Genomic DNA, 15,635 nt, shown 5'->3' with positions numbered 1-15,635 from the left:
TCACTCTCTCTTTTGTTCTTTTAGTTATTTCAACATTTTCTTAAAGTTATCTTGCAAACAGTTAACCTACTTGATCGTTAATTTTTTCATAACATCTGGCATATTTGTTTCTGCCATATCAATTCCCCATGATTGCATTTCCACCCATTTATCTGGAATATCATTATGACCTCCACAAACTAGGAAACCTGCGTCATGAAGTTCTGCAATTACAGACTTCGAATGAAATGCCCAAATCGTATTGAAAAAATCAGCCTTTGTTTGTTTCATAACGCTAATTGGATCGTAAAGTTCTGCAAATAGAATAATCCCTGTAAATGCATCTGAATCTAAATCTTTCATCTTTTTAACAGCTTTATGATTAAATGACATCAGTTGCACTTGATTCATTGTCTTTGTCTTTTTTATGACCTCTAAAACTTTCTCTTCCAGTTGAGTATATTTTTCATCATACTGCTTTAATTCAATACTTACCCCGATCATGTCCTTAGACCACTGCAATACTTCCTCCAACGTAGGAATTTCTAATCCAGAAAATTCACCCCCAAACCAGCTGCCTGCATCGAGCTGTTTCAACTCATCAATCGTATAATCTCTTACTTTACCCTTTCCGTTAGTTGTACGATCTAAAGTTGAATCATGCATAATGACTGGTACATGATCTTTTGTCAGATGAACATCAAGTTCAACATAATCGGCTCCTAATTCTAATGCCTTTTTAAAGGAGAGCATCGTATTCTCAGGATAATAGTGTGAAGCTCCTCTATGTGCTCCAACCAATGGGTATTTTTTAGTTAGGAATAGTTCCTTCATCTTCTTTCGCCTCCGACAATATATTGATAAGTTGATTTTGGATCAAACCATTTGTAGCTAATACGTCACCTTTCTTTATATCCAATATACTTCCATCAATTCCTGATACTGCACCGCCTGCTTCTGTTACAAGAAGAACACCCGCAGCAATATCCCATGGAGATAAGCTTCTTTGCCAAAATCCATCTATTCTACCACATGCCACATAAGCTAAATCGATACTGGCAGATCCGGCAATTCTTATGTTTCTTGATTTTGCATAACATTTTGCAAACTCCTGACGCAATGGGCTGTCTGTCGTCCAGTCAGCTGCAGCATAACCAGTGTGTAATACACTTTCTTTCATTAAACGTTTCGAAACCTTCAGTCTCTTCCCGTTTAAATAAGCTCCTATTCCTTGTCCAGCAGAAAAGAGTTCTTTTCGGTTAGGATCATACACCACTCCAACGACTGTCTTACCATTTCTTACGATACCGATTGAAATTGAATAATAAGGTATATCGTGTACATAATTAACGGTGCCATCAATAGGATCAATGACCCAGCAATATTCATCTTGGTCAAAGCTCGAAAAATCTTTTTCGATGGATTGAATTTCTTCCGAAATAATTGCATGCTCAGGGAACATTTGTTGAATATTACGAATGATTCTTGCTTCACTTGATCGGTCGATATCTGTGACTAAATCCAAATGATTTTTCTTGTACTGTATGTTTTCAATATTACATCGATTTTCTACGATCCATTTTCCAGCATCAATTGCAACTTGTTCTGCACACTTCATCAATTTTTCTATCAATAAAAACACCCTTCCTAACCTTTAAACACTCGATCTCAGATTCACTCTTCTTTTTAGCTTTGAGTTAGTACTTAAAAAAATTTATAAATTGATCATTGCATGATCTATTTATCTACCTCCTACACAACGATGTCTAGACATCTCAACATCTATACATACATTCTAGTACTTGAATGTTTAAATTATTTAAATTTAGTATTAAGATTTTATTAATAATTCGTTAAGGTCTTTGTTAGATCTCTCAAGCCTTTTGTACTAGTAAACCCCTTGTAATTAGGTTACTATTGTAACTAAGTATGGGGTTTTTGGAATTATTATGTCGGTTTTTAAATTAGGTTAGGGGGTCTTTATGTGAAGGTAGGAATTCGGACGAAGCTGTTTGGTGCTTTCGTTGTGATGCTGGGCTTTTTGGTTGTGCTTGGCGGGATTAGTATTGCTCATATCGTCAAGACGAACCAGATGCTGTCAGACATTAAGAAGAATGAAGAAATTATGGTCGGTTATAATGATATCGCCTTTCATACGGTTCGATCGAATGCGGCGATTCGTGGATATATGAATTATAAGAAGGATTTTATGAAGGAGAATCATTTTTCGATTCGCAAGGAGGTTCATGCTTCCATTGATCGGTTGAAAGAATTAGGTGTGACGAATGCGGAATTTGTCCAGTTTGAAAAGGACTTTGTGGCGTGGGAGCAAGCGATTGATGAGCAGGTGATGCCGTTAATTGATGCGAATAAGCTACCAGAAGCATTGAAGGTGTCGGCGCCAATTTTGGGAGAGGGTTCGCAAAAGCTGGTCGTTTTTTCAAAGGATAATGCGAAAAAGATTGATAAGCAAATTGTAAGTGAAATCGAGCAGATGAATGCGAGTGGTGATTTCATTTTTATTTTGACAACTATTGTTGTTGTTGTCAGTCTGATTGTCGGTGCGGTTCTTGCGTTTGTGTTTGGAAATGGTGTGTCGAGAGCGATCCAGCAGATCATTTCGCAAGTGAAGCAATTTGCCTCTGGAGATTTCACGGTGACGTTTAATACGAAGCTTCGGGATGAGTTTGGGATGCTTGCTTCTTCGATGAATGAGATGACGAGCACGCTTGGGAATACGCTGAATCAAATTAGCTCATCAGCGGAGCAAGTGGCGGCGACGGCCGAGCAGCTGACGGCGAGCAGTCAAGAAGTGAGTAAGGCAACCGTGGATATCGGGGGCGCGATTCAAAATATCTCTTCAGGGATCGAGAAGCAAAATGATAAAACACAACATACAGGTCAGCAAGTGAACAGTGTCGCTCATGAAACGGATCAAATTTCAGCGAAGATCCAGTCGGTGAATGAGCAAACGGATCTGGCGACAGAAAAAGCGAATCAAGGTCGTGATTTTGCGAACAATGTGACGGCACAGATGGATACGATTTTGACGAAGACGAATCAAATTACAACGAGCTTGCATGAGCTAAAGGCGAAATCAACGACCATCACAGAGATGGTGGCGATCATTTCAAACATTGCCGAGCAAACGAACCTTCTTGCCTTGAATGCGTCGATTGAAGCGGCTCGTGCTGGAGAGCATGGAAAAGGGTTTGCCGTGGTGGCGTCAGAGGTTCGTAAGTTAGCAGAGCAATCGGGAAATGCCGCTCAAGAGATTCATACGCTTGTCGATACGATTACGGCGCACACAGACCAAGTCGTTCAAGAGATGGATAGCAACAACGCTTCGGTGCAAAAAGGAAAAGAAATGGTCGATGTGACTGGAGCGACTTTCGCTGATATCTCGCAGGCGGTGGAACGCGTGCAAGCTGAGGCAAATGATGTAACAACGGCGATTCACAATATGCACGAAAACATTCAATCCATCGTTCAAGACACGAACTCGATCGTGAGCATTTCCGGTGAATTCACGGACGAGTCACAAACGGTGGCAGCGGCGATTCAAGAAGAAAGTGCGATGATGGAAGAAGTAGCGGCAGCGGCGAACGAGCTTGCGCATATGGCGATAGAGCTACAAGAATCTGTAAGTCAATTTAAATATTAAAGAGTTTGAAAGGAGAGCGGCTTGTCATAGCGCTCTCCTTTTGTTATATATGTTATCCTTAAGGAAAACAGGAATGGGGAGTCTTACCATAATGATCAATAAACAAAAGATACGAAATGCCATTCCAGGGCTCGGGCTGATTTTTCTTTTGATCGGTGTCGTCGTTTATCTTCAAGTAACCGATGAACGTAATAAAGATCTCGAACAATCTGTTCGTTTAGCTATGAAAAAAGAAAGTGTAGAGGAAATTGATTTAAACCGTTTCACAGACTTTGATTGGGAACAAGCCTATCTCTTTTCTCCTTACACTCCGCAAGAAGATATCAGCAGGCAATTAGGAATCTATTACAAAGATCCAAGTAGCATAGATATGAGAGATGACATCAACTTACTTGTCTTTCTTAATAAGAACAAAGTCGTTCAATATGCAGAAATCTCTCGCGAATACGGAGATTTAGTCATAGACACTGATGATGGATTGTCCCCTTCTAATGCCACCTTAACAATTAAAAAGCATTAATTCGACAAAAGTCGGGGAGTGACCGGCACCTATTGATTAATCGATTATAATCGATTAATATTAAAACAAAAATATAATCGTTTTTAAAGGAGTGAATGACATGTTAAAAGAAAGTCCAACTCTAGAATTAAAACGTGAAGTCACAGATGGCTTGAAACGAGAAGTCATCGCATTTGCCAATACAAATGGTGGTGAAATTTATATTGGCGTTGAAGATGATGGAACGGTCGTTGGTTTACCAAATGCTCAAAAAGATTTAGAAGCTGTGAGCAGTATGCTACATGATAGTATTAGACCTGATATTTTAGTGCATACAACAGCTGAAATTATCACAATAGATGGAAAAGACATTATTAAAATTATCGTTTCTAGAGGCACTCGAAGACCTTATCACATTGCAAGTAAAGGGATGAAACCATCTGCCGTATTTGTTCGTCACGGTACATCGGTAAGTAACGCTTCTGATGAAGCCATTCGTCAAATGATTATAGAGTCTGACGGTTCTCAATATGAAGTAATGCGTAGTTTAAACCAGGAGCTTACTTTTCATGAGGCAAAAACTCAATTTGAACAACTGGATTTATTATTTGAAGAACAGCATAAACGAACACTTGGATTAATCAATCAAGATGGATATTATACGAATCTAGGATTACTTTTATCCGATCAATGTGAGCACTCGATTAAATGTGCGCGCTATGCTGGCGTAGATAAGCTTCATTTTCAAGACCGGAAAGAGTTTAACGGGTCCATTTTGAAACAAGTGAATGACACATACGAGTATATTCAACTGCACAACGCAAAGGCTGCCTCATTTGAAGGATTAAACCGCATTGAACATACAGAATATCCAGAGTACGCCATTCGCGAAGCACTCATCAATGCGGTCGTTCATCGAGATTATAGCTTTAGCAGCAGTATTTTGATTCATATTTTTGATAATCGCATCGAAATTGTATCGGTTGGCGGACTTGTACAAGGGTTAACTATAGAAGATATTGAGCTAGGTATTTCACAAAGCCGTAATCCAAAATTAGCAAACTGTTTTTACCGAATAAAATGGATTGAAAGTTATGGAACAGGCTTGCAGCGTATTAAGGAAAGCTATAAAAACTTCGCGCAACAACCTTTTTGGCAAGTAGGGCCGAATTCATTTGTCGTCACTTTACCAAAGCAAACATTGTCAAAACTACAAGAAAGTGACGATTTAATTTTTGAATGGATCAAAGAGCAGGAGGTATTTACCGCTAAAGACTTAGAGCGCTATTTAGATAAAAGCAAATCCTCCGTTCGTCATCTGTTAGAACAACTAATAGAAGCAGGAGTAATTAAACGTGTTGGAAAGGGCCGCGCAACACGTTATAAAAGAACATAAGGATCGGTTCAATATTATTATGCATTTATCAAAAAACAAGCCTGTATCTCCGCTAAATCTACAGAGATACAGGCTTGTTTAAATTTATATTATTCGACAAAATCCGGGGAGTGACAGGCACCTGTATTAAAAATTTTCATTGATGATGTCCATATTGACCATTTTAGCTACTTGACTTCCTTCTGCCGCTGCTATGCTTAGCGAAGTAGATTTAAGGTTCTTACATTCTCCTGCAACATATATATTTGGTTCGGATGTCCGTGCCCAATCATCTGTAACTATATGACCGTTCTCGTTGATTTCACACCCAAGTTTTTCTGCAAAGTCATTCGTTCTTTTGTATGTAGGAGAAATAAACCCTCCCGTTCTTTCAATCACCATGCCTGAATCAAACTCTACCGCTTTTAGCATCCCATTGTCACCACGCAGTTTTGTTATACGACATTCAATTATCTCTATCCCCTTTTGTTGGAACAATTCAATCGTACGCTCTTTAAATTTATGTCCGTTCGATGCAATGATGATATCTTTAGACCAATTGTATACGAGTTTCCCTAAATGCATAGCGTGCTCATCACTTTCAGCTATCACAATAAGTGGTTGATTTTTTACTTCCCACCCATCGCAATAGGGACAACTGAACATGCTTTTTCCATAAAACTCTCTTACATTAATGTTGTTAGGAAAAACTTCTTGAATACCAGTTGATAATATCATTTTACCTACTTCAAAGATCGCTCCATTTTCTGTATGAATCAAAAATTTTCTACTTTCTATCTTACTAATATTTTTAACTGCCTGATTGACCAATTTCACATTGTCATAATGTTGAATATCCTTCATCGCTAAATGCTTAAATTCATTAGGCGTTACGCCGTCTCTTGTCAAATAGCCATGTGATTTTTTAGTCACTCTGTTACGGTTTGTTCCATTATCGAAAATTACTGTATTTCTTAATGATAAACCTAAATAAAGACCGGCGCTCAATCCTGCTGCCCCTCCACCTATAATGGCACACTCAAATTGTTTCAAAATAATCTCCCCTTTCATGGTTTTAATCATAGATATTACAGACTCTTAATATCTATGATTAGTATAAAATGAAAGAGTTGAGCCGTCAATCCACTCAACCCCTTTCGATTTCTTTGGCGATATCGAATATTTTTTTTGTTTTCAATTCTTCTTCCATCTTTTTTTCCGCTTCTAACATGACCTGATATACAAGACAGTTGGGGCCATGTACGGGATCACATTCAAATAATGAAGATTTTCCTTCTATCGCCTGGATCACATCAAAAAATGTAAGTTCTTTTGCGTTATGCGGTAAGCTATACCCACCATTCACACCTGATGTTGATACGATCATTCCTGCCTTTACTAATTGTGAAAGGATCTTCGATAGGTAAGTAGTAGATATTTGTTGTTGGCTTGCTAGTTCTTGTACACCAATTGAAGTATTTGAATCCTGCCTAGCTAAATAAATCAACGTGTGTAAAGCGTAATTGGTAGCTTTGGAATATTTCACGGTACCTTGCTCCATTCTAACAGTGATTAATTATCTATTATAGAATGTAACGCTGACAATTAATAGTGAGAACGTCAATAATTTTGTGTAGTGAGTCAGTTTAAATATTAAGCAACGTAACAGGAGAGCGCCTTTTCTTAGCGTTCTCCTTTCCTGATGACAGAACATTTTTCGTTTTCATCGGCACGAGCAAGAAGTGCCATGCTATTTTCATTCTATCCCGTATTAACGGGCTGTAAGACCTTACTGAGTCAAGCTTCACTTTATTCACTCATAATCCGAATTAAATCGTATTGGTAATAACGACGATTTCTTTTTCTGTCATCCCCAAAAATCATATTTAATTGAACGAGTTGCGTTAAACTTTTCCGAACAGTTGCAGGAGCTAAACCTGTAGCTTTTTCAATTTGATGAACAGTCGCAATGGGCCTTGCAAATAATGCCCCCCACACTTTCTTCGTAGAAGGTTGATTAAGTTTTTTCATTCCTACATTATAAAGCTGTTCTGCTTTATCTAATTTCTCATATTGATGCTCTGCCATCCGAATGGTCGCATCTAAAAAGAAAACAATCCAACTTTTCCAATCTGGATTTTCCCGTCCAATTGCCCGAACCCCATTTAGCATCGCATAATATTTGAACTTTTCTTTCTCAAGCTCTTCACTTAAAAAAAATAATGGCGAATCAATTAGATTAGATTGTAGCAAATATAAAACAATAAGAATTCTACCTAATCTCCCATTCCCATCTAAAAATGGATGAATAGATTCAAACTGCGCATGGACAATGGCCGCTTTAATAAGTGGATGCAACATATCCTCTTCCTCTTTTTGATAAGGATGACCATTAATGTACCTCTCTAAATTTGTCATATAATCTCCCATAAGTTGAGGCTCGGGTGGAATATATGAGGCATCTTTTATATGTTTGGTTGGCCCGATAAAGTTTTGAATTTTACGGTACTCTCCAGAAGCACTAGTTGAACCTCTAGCATTTTCCATTAAAATCACATGCATATCACGAATTAACCGCTCTGTTAATGGATATCCCATTTGAACACTCTCTACACCTTTTTGTAAAGCGCTTTGATAATTACGAACTTCTATCTTCTCCCAGTCTTGTTTTTGATCAATATTATCTTCCAACATCTCACTAAATGTTACTTGCGTTCCTTCAATCCTTGTAGATTGGACAGACTCGTGCAACGTTAACAATTGAATGAATGACTCATTTACTAAAGAATAACGAAGCTTTTGCTTTAAACTCTCTAGCTTGGATGACGCTTTCACTACCTTTTTATAAAAAACAAGTTCCGTTTCCGCATCAAATGGAATAGGGAGTAATGGTAAATTATATGGTTTCTTCAACTCAAACACCCCTAAGATTATTCTTGATAACATTATACTCTATCATATATATTTTTTAAACATTACAACATTTTTCAACCAAAAAATATTACAAAATAATTGGAAGACTATAAAAAAATATACGAATCCGTTTTAACTTTGGAAAAGGAGTTGCATTCATATGAAGAATGATGAAGTTGAACGATTTTTATCAAACTTAAACAAAGAATTATCTCATATTATAACTAATAGAACATTGAAAACTATGAACTATAGAGTATAATTTCCAATCAGATCGGAGCAATAAAATGGGAGGTGTAGTGATCAAAAGGATAGCTATGAATATACTCATCACCTGTAGAACAACTTCGCCTCTTATAATAAAAAACAAGCCTGCATCTCCGTTCAATCTACAAAGATACAGGCTTATTTGAATTCGTATTATTCGACAAAATCCAGGGAGTGACAGGCACTCTTCACTAGCTGTTCTAGCATTGCCGGTGTGTGGATAAAGGCGCTTTCGATGTGGAGTCGTTCGGTACGCTGGTGGGCGTCTTTGCCGAATGGTCCGACATTGAGTACGGGTGCTTGGAGTTGGCGCATTTCATTAAATGGAATGGTGTACGTATCGCCCCAGACTGGCGTGTTTTGTTCGAATGCTTTCCACCCATCTCCGTCATCCGTATATTGAACGTAGCTTAAATCGCAAATGCCATTGAAGTAATGAATTTGACTGATCTCCACTCCAAAACGGCTGGCGGTCTCCTTTACTACTTCTACGCTATTGACAACTAGTTCGTGACCGGATGAATTGACGGCCGGATAATAAGGTGGCGCAAACAATAACACGATTGCTGGCGCTAGTTCTTGGCATTGAATGAGTAGTTTATCCGCGATGCGTAAAGACTTTTCCCGTTCATCCCACTCCGTTTGCTCGCACACTTCCTGTTTCATTTGTTCAACGACCGCATTACCTAGTTTGTTGTTAGCGTAAGACAGCAATTGCTCGTAGCGAATCACTTGCACTTCGCCAATTCCTTCGACTTGTTCCCGCTCGCACAGTGCTTGATAGGAAGCGTTGCATCGATTCGCTGCTTCTTTTGCGACTTGCTCGAACGTATCCATCACATCGGCCGCGCTTTTCTTCATTAAGAATACGTTGTAAAGAGCGGCTGCCCGATAAGGTGTTTGCGTTGAATATTGCATCTTCAAGTCTTTTTGCTGGAGCGAAACAGGTAATGGGGTATGCTCTCCAAAGAATTGTTCGTGAAATGCCTCATTCCACTCCATTTGTTGTGTGAGGAACGAGGCGATATAATTTGCCGTCATCCCTTTTAATGGTTCTCCTACATGCGTTTCTTTACCGTAAAAGAGCGCTGCTGGCATAATTTTCCCTATTGATCCTGAATATACATAATGAGAAGAGTCGCCAGGCTTTTGCGAAAAAGAAGGCTCGCTATTTAAAAACAGCTCATACGTTAAATCGTACTGTTCACGTAAATGGACTAGTTGCTTGACTGCCGCTCTCATGCCTGCTGAATTGACCTCTTCATCGGGTACGGTCACAAGCAAAAGGTTCATCGGCCACTGTTCGATGCTCGCTTTTTCGATGAGCGCCATATGAAGGGCCAGCCCCATTTTCATATCCATCGTGCCTCGCCCAAATAAGTAGTTGCCGGATTCCAAATCGACCCGTGCCTCTTCGGACAAGCTTCCTTTGCGCTCATGAAGCTTCTTCGTGAGCTCCTCTGGATAAAAAGCGAGGGGTTCAAGATCACCGTACTCTTCTGTTTGAACAGTATCAAAATGACTAATGAGAACGATCGTTTTATCCGCTTGTGGATGTTTATATAAAGCGGTGACCAATTTTCTTCCAAGGTCTGCTTCATGACTTGCTAATTGTTGCGGATGCTCCTGAAAATAAACTAACTCCCTTAATTTCGCTTGTACTTGATCCGGAAATGCTCGTTCTCCATCTGTCAGCGTCTGGCTCTTCCAACTAACTAACTCACATAATAACTGTCGTAGCTTTTCAGGCGTCCCCCATAAATATTCACTCATGCCTAGTCTCCTCTCTGTCTCGCAAAGTTGTATATGTTGATTAGAATCGTAAAGATAAGCAGCTTAAGCCACCGTCTTGTTTTTGAAACTCTGACATTTCTAATTCAATCGTTTCATATCCTGCTTCGTTAATTTTGCGTTTCGTCTCTTCATATCCTTTTGGAATAATGACGTAATCGTTGACGCGAATACAGTTTGCCGCATATTCCTCTTCTTTAGAAACGATGATTTTTTCATATTGCTCGAAGTCCGGGTGATCAATGAATTCACCAGCAGCGACGATTGTATTATTGCCAAGATAAGCAATCCCCGTTTTCAAATGGAAAAACTCTTTCAATGGAACAATCGTCCCTTTGTATCCTTCTGATTCCACAATTTCTTTTAATTGACGAGCCCCTTCTTCGTTTGTCCGATCAGAAATACCGATATAGAAGTGATCATCCACTTGTAAAATGTCCCCACCATCTAACGTGCCTGGTGCTTTTATGTAATGAAGTTTTGTGTAAAACTCTTTGTAGAACTCTTTTAAAGTGGTCTCGATTTCTTTAATTTCACCATTTCTTGAGTCAGCGCCTGGATTCGTAATAACTGCAAATTCTGCTGCTAGCACAGCCGTATCTTCTACAAATGTGGAATCAGGAAATTCTTCACTAGCTGGCAAATGAGTAACAGACACACCACATGTTTTTAATGCGTCTACGTATGCTTGATGTTGCTCCAATAATTGCTCATAATTCGGCGTCCCAAGATCCGATGTAGTTAATCCATTGACATAACTCTTTCCCGGTGTTTTGACAATAACATGCTTGAACATCTTCCATTCCCCCAATGATTTATTTCGTGCGGACAACCGGACAAGTTAAACAAGTCGGTCCGCCTGTTCCTTTGTAGCTAATTTCTTGTCCTTTATATTCGTAAACTGTAGCTCCTGCCTGCTCTAGCTGTTGCTTCGTCTGTTCATTTCCTGATGTGATCACGCAAACTCGCGGTGCTAATGCGAGTACGTTACAACCTAAGTTCATATACTCGTCATCTGGCACTTCAATCAGCTCAATGCCACGTTCGATCAGAAGATTGCGAAAATAAACAGGCATCAAACGCGAATGAACGACAGCTAAGTCTTGATCGACCATACTGATGAACGACATTAAGTGGAGACATTCTTCTTTTCCTTGGTCATGCGGAAGCTGAACGACGATGAATTCATCGACAAGATGTGCTGTCATTTCTTTTAATTGGCGAATTGCTTCAGCATTGGTGCGATATCCATGTCCCACCGCTAACGTTCTGTCATCAAGCCAAACGAGATCACCGCCATCCGCTACAGCCTCTCCCGTTAATTCCCCAATGATCGGGATGTGTTTCTCTTTGAGGAATCCCTTGTAAACATCTGCTTCTGCTTGTCTTAACTCTTTTCCAGATTTCAATATAATAGCACCTGCTGCAGTAAACTTCACAGGGTCGTGGGCATATAAAGAATCTAATCCTACTTGTGAAGAAGCTGGCAAATAATCAATGGTTGGCACATACTTTTGCAAAATAGCTAAAAAATGATCAAACTCAGCTATCGCCTCTTGAAAATCGGGCTGTTCCAAATAGTTAAACGTTCGCCACTGTTGTTCAATCTGAGCTTGGCTCACGAAAGCGTCCTTTGGATGTTTCACAATGACACGTTGCAGGGACTGAAACATAGATGAACAATAAGACATTTACATCCTCCTTTTTCCGTATAACGGAATATCATTCCACAATATGAAAAGTTTATTAAATTATAAAATGAGTCGTGATATACTGTCAATATCTTTACATTTTTCCAATGAAGCCGTAGTCGCTCATTGGCATGAAGGACAGGTGATACAAATTATGCAATCCATTGATCGAGCAATGAGCGTGATTCAAGTGTTAGTTTCCGATTCAACCGAAAACTGGCTATCGATTACAGAATTATCTCAAGAATGTCAACTTCCGATTAGTTCGATGCATCGTGTGTTAAAAGCGATGAGCAAACATGGGTTGATTCAGCAAGATGAACAAACGAAGCAATATGGCCTAGGCAACATTTGGCTTGAATATGGCTTGAAAATGTATGACCGAATGGACTACATTAGCAAAATTAGACCAGAGCTAGAGCGGCTTATGAACACTGTTGAAGAAAGTGTCTACCTGAGCCAACCGACTGGTAACGAAGCTCTTGTTATTGAACGAATCGACTGTGAGAAGAATCAAATTCGAGTACATGACCAGCTCGGTTCACGAATTCCGTTGCATATCGGTGGCGCTAACAAGGTAATGCTCGCCTATATGTCACCTAAACAAGCGAAGAAAATTGTCGATGAACTATTACCAGAACAGGACAGACCCGCCTTTTTCGCGACGTTACAAGAAACCAAGAGAAAAGGATATGGCATGAGTCACGGTGAACGAATGGAAGGCACTTCTTCTGTCGCTGCGCCGATCTTAAATCACTTTGGAGAGGTTCACGGAGCGGTGAGCATCGGCTTTGTTAGCTTTAATTTGACAGACGAGCGGCTTCACTTTCTAATTGAACAAGTGATCGACACTGGCAAGCGAATCTCCGCAAAACTAGGTTATACAGAGCGCTAACAGCTAAAAACAAGAGACGAATCAAGCTGTCTCTTGTTTTTTATCCCGCATTAACGGGCTGTAAGACTCCCACCTCAACAGGGCAGAAAAAGCACAGACATATAGGTGGGAGATCAACAGCCCGTAAACGCCCGATCCGTTCAACTAACAATCAGTGAGGGATGAATCCCCCACTGATTGAAGTTTCACTTTATCGTTACATTAATTGTTGGTCTTTGCTTGCCTCATCCACTATGGTCGCTTTCGTTTTTCCTAATTTAAATTTATAAATAAGCAAACAAGCGACGAAGAAACCGATGCCATAAATAAGCCCAATTCGTTGAGTAGGGTCGAAAGCTAAGAACACGAGCACGAACGCACAAAAACCGAAACAAAACAGCGGAACGAACGGATAGAAAGGAACTTTATATTTCAGATCCTCTACTTTTCCTCCAGCTTTTATGAATTTTTTCCTAAACATATATTGAGATAAAGCGATCCCCATCCAGGAAATCGTGACTGAAATGCCAGCGATCGACATGAGTAAGACGAACACAGTATCCGCGGCAATGACACTCGTTAATAAAGATAAAAGGGAAAAAGACATCGTAAACAAAAGAGCGTTGAGCGGAACTTTTCTCTTCGATAATTTCCCAAATACTCGAGGAGCCATTCCCTCATGAGACATCGCCCAGAGTAAACGAGTCGATGCATACAGACAGGAGTTTCCAACAGATAAGATCGCCGTTAAAATAATGAAATTCATAATATCAGCGGCATACGGAACACCAGCAATCGTCATTAACGTTACGAAAGGACTTTCTAATAAACCTAATTCAGACGTAGGAAAGATCGCAGAAAGAATAACAATGGACGCAATGTAAAAGACAATAATTCTAACAAGTACATTTCGAATCGCTCTCGGTATATTCTTCTCAGGCTCTTCACTTTCCCCTGCCGCAATACCGATCAATTCTGAGCCTTGATAGGAGAATATAACATTCATCATCGTCACAAAGACGATCGCAATGCCTGCTGGGAACAATCCAGAAGGGGCTAAATTGTCAAAGAAAGGAGCTGGACGATCTGATAAGGAGACAAAATCGAAGATCCCGGCAACTCCAATGAAGATAAAAGCGATAACCGCAACGACTTTTATTCCTGAGAACCAATATTCCGCCTCAGCGAACCCTTTCGTCGTCAAAGCATTTAGTGCAAATAAAAGTACAATGAACACGGCACACCAAATCCAAATGGGCACATCAGGAAACCAATACTTCATTAAAATACCTGCTGCGGTAAACTCAACGCCGGCTGTCGCAGCAGAACCGACGAAATACATCCAACCAAGCGCAAAACCAGAAGACGGGCCAATATACTCTGTCGCATACTTTTGGAAGGAACCAGTGACAGGCATATGTACAGCTAGTTCACCAAGACAAACCATCACCATATACAAAATCAGTCCACCGATTAAATACCCAATAATTGCTCCCCCGGCACCTGCTTGGTTAATCGTATACCCGGCGTTTAAAAACAGCCCTGTCCCAATCACCCCTCCAAGCGAAAGCATGAATAAATGACGCCTTTTCATCGAACGATTTAATTGCTCATGAGATTGCCTATTTTCCACTGAACGAACCTCCTAGTCTCAAAGTCTTTTTTTGTTGTTTTTCCGAATAACGGAAATCATTTCTACTAAAAGGAATTTCCTATAATAAGGATAAACCACCTAACATTACTAAGTCAATATTTTCTGAATTATAGAAACAAATACTAAAAGACTAATAAATAAGGGCTATTTCAAAAACGATCAACTTCGCTTTCGAAACAGCCCTTACTCTCTTATTTAAATGATCTCTTTCTTCTCACTAGCTATATGTGGATTTACTTGCCCTTTTCCCACCAAATAGGCAAGCCATTTTTGACACGGCGGCAACGTCACTTGAATGATTTTCCCTAAGAAAAAGGCGATAAAAATTGTACCGATCCCAACTGGTCCTCCGAGTAACCATCCTAAAAGAAATACGGTGATCTCCATGCCATTTCGAACGAGTGTAATGCTCCAACCTGTTTTTTCAACGATTAGTAACATTAAGCTATCGCGGGGCCCCGCTCCAAGATTAGCAGATACATATAAGCTGATACCAAACCCTAAAATTAGAACACCGACAATGAAGAAGATTAACTGAACAATAAATGCCTCTGGCGTCGGCAGTAAAGCATTGAAGATATCAATAAAAATCCCAAGCAACAGCATATTGGCAATCGCCCCGATTTTCGGCGGCGTTTTCGTACCAATCCATGTGGAAATAATAATGATCATTCCAGCGATAATCGACCACATACCGATCGTTAGCCCTAGCTGCTTATATAATCCGTAGTGAAAAACATCCCACGGTCCAATACCAAACACTTTTCCTTTAATCGTTAATGCCACACCGAATGCCAGCACAATCAAACCGACAATAAAAAAAGTCCATCGCAAACGATACTCTCGGCGCATACGCACCCTCCATTCCAATCAGAATACTTGTTTGTTTAGTATTCCGAAATAGTTTCCTCATCCACTTTAGCATATA

The 15,635-nt window shown here is 39.7% G+C and carries 14 protein-coding genes; 4 read left to right on the top strand and 10 right to left on the bottom strand.

Annotation, left to right across the window (positions count from 1 at the left end; genetic code table 11):
• Positions 1-66: 66 nt before the first annotated feature.
• A complete protein-coding gene (locus CEF22_RS04080) occupies positions 67-813 on the bottom strand; it encodes a glycerophosphodiester phosphodiesterase (RefSeq protein ID WP_100401875.1) in 747 nt (248 codons plus the stop codon).
• Positions 791-1,612, bottom strand: coding sequence for an inositol monophosphatase family protein (locus tag CEF22_RS04075; RefSeq protein WP_100401874.1), 822 nt, complete (start codon positions 1,610-1,612; stop codon positions 791-793). The genes CEF22_RS04080 and CEF22_RS04075 overlap by 23 nt, the downstream gene beginning before the upstream one ends.
• 396 nt (positions 1,613-2,008) lie before the next feature.
• Here CEF22_RS04075 and CEF22_RS04070 point away from each other — a divergent pair, with 396 nt between their 5' ends.
• The 3 genes from CEF22_RS04070 to CEF22_RS04060 all read left to right on the top strand — a co-directional run bounded on the left by CEF22_RS04070 (position 2,009) and on the right by CEF22_RS04060 (position 5,538).
• Positions 2,009-3,643 carry a methyl-accepting chemotaxis protein gene (locus CEF22_RS04070; RefSeq protein WP_442857392.1) on the top strand — a complete coding sequence of 545 codons (1,635 nt, stop codon included), beginning with the start codon at positions 2,009-2,011 and terminating at the stop codon, positions 3,641-3,643.
• Positions 3,644-3,734: 91 nt separating this feature from the next.
• Positions 3,735-4,163, top strand: a complete 429-nt coding sequence (locus tag CEF22_RS04065; RefSeq protein WP_100401872.1) for a hypothetical protein — start codon at positions 3,735-3,737, stop codon at positions 4,161-4,163.
• Between the two features lie 100 nt (positions 4,164-4,263).
• Positions 4,264-5,538 (top strand): RNA-binding domain-containing protein, encoded by a 1,275-nt coding sequence (locus tag CEF22_RS04060; RefSeq protein ID WP_100401871.1) that lies wholly within the window; start codon positions 4,264-4,266, stop codon positions 5,536-5,538.
• A 126-nt stretch (positions 5,539-5,664) separates the two neighbouring features.
• Here CEF22_RS04060 and CEF22_RS04055 read toward each other — a convergent pair whose 3' ends face one another.
• The 6 genes from CEF22_RS04055 to CEF22_RS04030 all read right to left on the bottom strand — a co-directional run bounded on the left by CEF22_RS04055 (position 5,665) and on the right by CEF22_RS04030 (position 12,179).
• Positions 5,665-6,570: an NAD(P)/FAD-dependent oxidoreductase gene (locus CEF22_RS04055; protein ID WP_157843161.1), complete on the bottom strand. Its 906-nt coding sequence runs from the start codon at positions 6,568-6,570 to the stop codon at positions 5,665-5,667.
• A gap of 94 nt (positions 6,571-6,664) precedes the next feature.
• Positions 6,665-7,063: an RrF2 family transcriptional regulator gene (locus CEF22_RS04050; protein ID WP_100401869.1), complete on the bottom strand. Its 399-nt coding sequence runs from the start codon at positions 7,061-7,063 to the stop codon at positions 6,665-6,667.
• A 263-nt stretch (positions 7,064-7,326) separates the two neighbouring features.
• Positions 7,327-8,430: a Fic family protein gene (locus tag CEF22_RS04045; RefSeq protein WP_198508019.1), complete on the bottom strand. Its 1,104-nt coding sequence runs from the start codon at positions 8,428-8,430 to the stop codon at positions 7,327-7,329.
• Positions 8,431-8,850: 420 nt separating this feature from the next.
• Positions 8,851-10,470 carry a M20/M25/M40 family metallo-hydrolase gene (locus tag CEF22_RS04040; RefSeq protein WP_100401867.1) on the bottom strand — a complete coding sequence of 540 codons (1,620 nt, stop codon included), beginning with the start codon at positions 10,468-10,470 and terminating at the stop codon, positions 8,851-8,853.
• Between the two features lie 40 nt (positions 10,471-10,510).
• Positions 10,511-11,284 carry a dimethylarginine dimethylaminohydrolase family protein gene (locus tag CEF22_RS04035; RefSeq protein WP_100401866.1) on the bottom strand — a complete coding sequence of 258 codons (774 nt, stop codon included), beginning with the start codon at positions 11,282-11,284 and terminating at the stop codon, positions 10,511-10,513.
• Positions 11,285-11,303: 19 nt separating this feature from the next.
• Entirely contained in the window at positions 11,304-12,179 is an 876-nt protein-coding gene (locus tag CEF22_RS04030; protein ID WP_100401865.1) for a dimethylarginine dimethylaminohydrolase family protein, read from the bottom strand.
• 154 nt (positions 12,180-12,333) lie between these two features.
• Between CEF22_RS04030 and CEF22_RS04025 the strand changes: the two genes are divergently transcribed.
• Positions 12,334-13,074, top strand: a complete 741-nt coding sequence (locus CEF22_RS04025; RefSeq protein WP_100401864.1) for an IclR family transcriptional regulator — start codon at positions 12,334-12,336, stop codon at positions 13,072-13,074.
• 196 nt (positions 13,075-13,270) lie between these two features.
• On the opposite strand, the gene CEF22_RS04015 is transcribed toward CEF22_RS04025, so the two are convergent.
• Both CEF22_RS04015 and CEF22_RS04010 read right to left on the bottom strand, forming a co-directional pair.
• Positions 13,271-14,647 carry an amino acid permease gene (locus tag CEF22_RS04015; RefSeq protein ID WP_100403899.1) on the bottom strand — a complete coding sequence of 459 codons (1,377 nt, stop codon included), beginning with the start codon at positions 14,645-14,647 and terminating at the stop codon, positions 13,271-13,273.
• Positions 14,648-14,902: 255 nt separating this feature from the next.
• Positions 14,903-15,559: a YczE/YyaS/YitT family protein gene (locus tag CEF22_RS04010; RefSeq protein ID WP_100401863.1), complete on the bottom strand. Its 657-nt coding sequence runs from the start codon at positions 15,557-15,559 to the stop codon at positions 14,903-14,905.
• Between the last annotated feature and the right edge of the window lie 76 nt (positions 15,560-15,635).

The sequence above is a fragment of the Bacillus sp. FJAT-42315 genome, assembly GCF_002797375.1.
Lineage (GTDB): Bacteria > Bacillota > Bacilli > Bacillales > Domibacillaceae > Bacillus_CE.
This window is presented reverse-complemented; position numbering and strand designations above follow the sequence as displayed.

Excerpts from the sequence above, each read along its gene's own strand:
- CEF22_RS04035 (WP_100401866.1), bottom strand. The coding sequence starts at position 11,284 with ATGTTCAAGCATGTTATTGTCAAAACACCGGGAAAGAGTTATGTCAAT.
- CEF22_RS04015 (WP_100403899.1), bottom strand. The coding sequence starts at position 14,647 with ATGAAAAGGCGTCATTTATTCATGCTTTCGCTTGGAGGGGTGATTGGG.
- CEF22_RS04030 (WP_100401865.1), bottom strand. The coding sequence starts at position 12,179 with ATGTCTTATTGTTCATCTATGTTTCAGTCCCTGCAACGTGTCATTGTG.
- CEF22_RS04070 (WP_442857392.1), top strand. The coding sequence starts at position 2,009 with ATGCTGGGCTTTTTGGTTGTGCTTGGCGGGATTAGTATTGCTCATATC.
- CEF22_RS04025 (WP_100401864.1), top strand. The coding sequence starts at position 12,334 with ATGCAATCCATTGATCGAGCAATGAGCGTGATTCAAGTGTTAGTTTCC.
- CEF22_RS04040 (WP_100401867.1), bottom strand. The coding sequence starts at position 10,470 with ATGAGTGAATATTTATGGGGGACGCCTGAAAAGCTACGACAGTTATTA.
- CEF22_RS04060 (WP_100401871.1), top strand. The coding sequence starts at position 4,264 with ATGTTAAAAGAAAGTCCAACTCTAGAATTAAAACGTGAAGTCACAGAT.
- CEF22_RS04080 (WP_100401875.1), bottom strand. The coding sequence starts at position 813 with ATGAAGGAACTATTCCTAACTAAAAAATACCCATTGGTTGGAGCACAT.
- CEF22_RS04065 (WP_100401872.1), top strand. The coding sequence starts at position 3,735 with ATGATCAATAAACAAAAGATACGAAATGCCATTCCAGGGCTCGGGCTG.
- CEF22_RS04010 (WP_100401863.1), bottom strand. The coding sequence starts at position 15,559 with ATGCGCCGAGAGTATCGTTTGCGATGGACTTTTTTTATTGTCGGTTTG.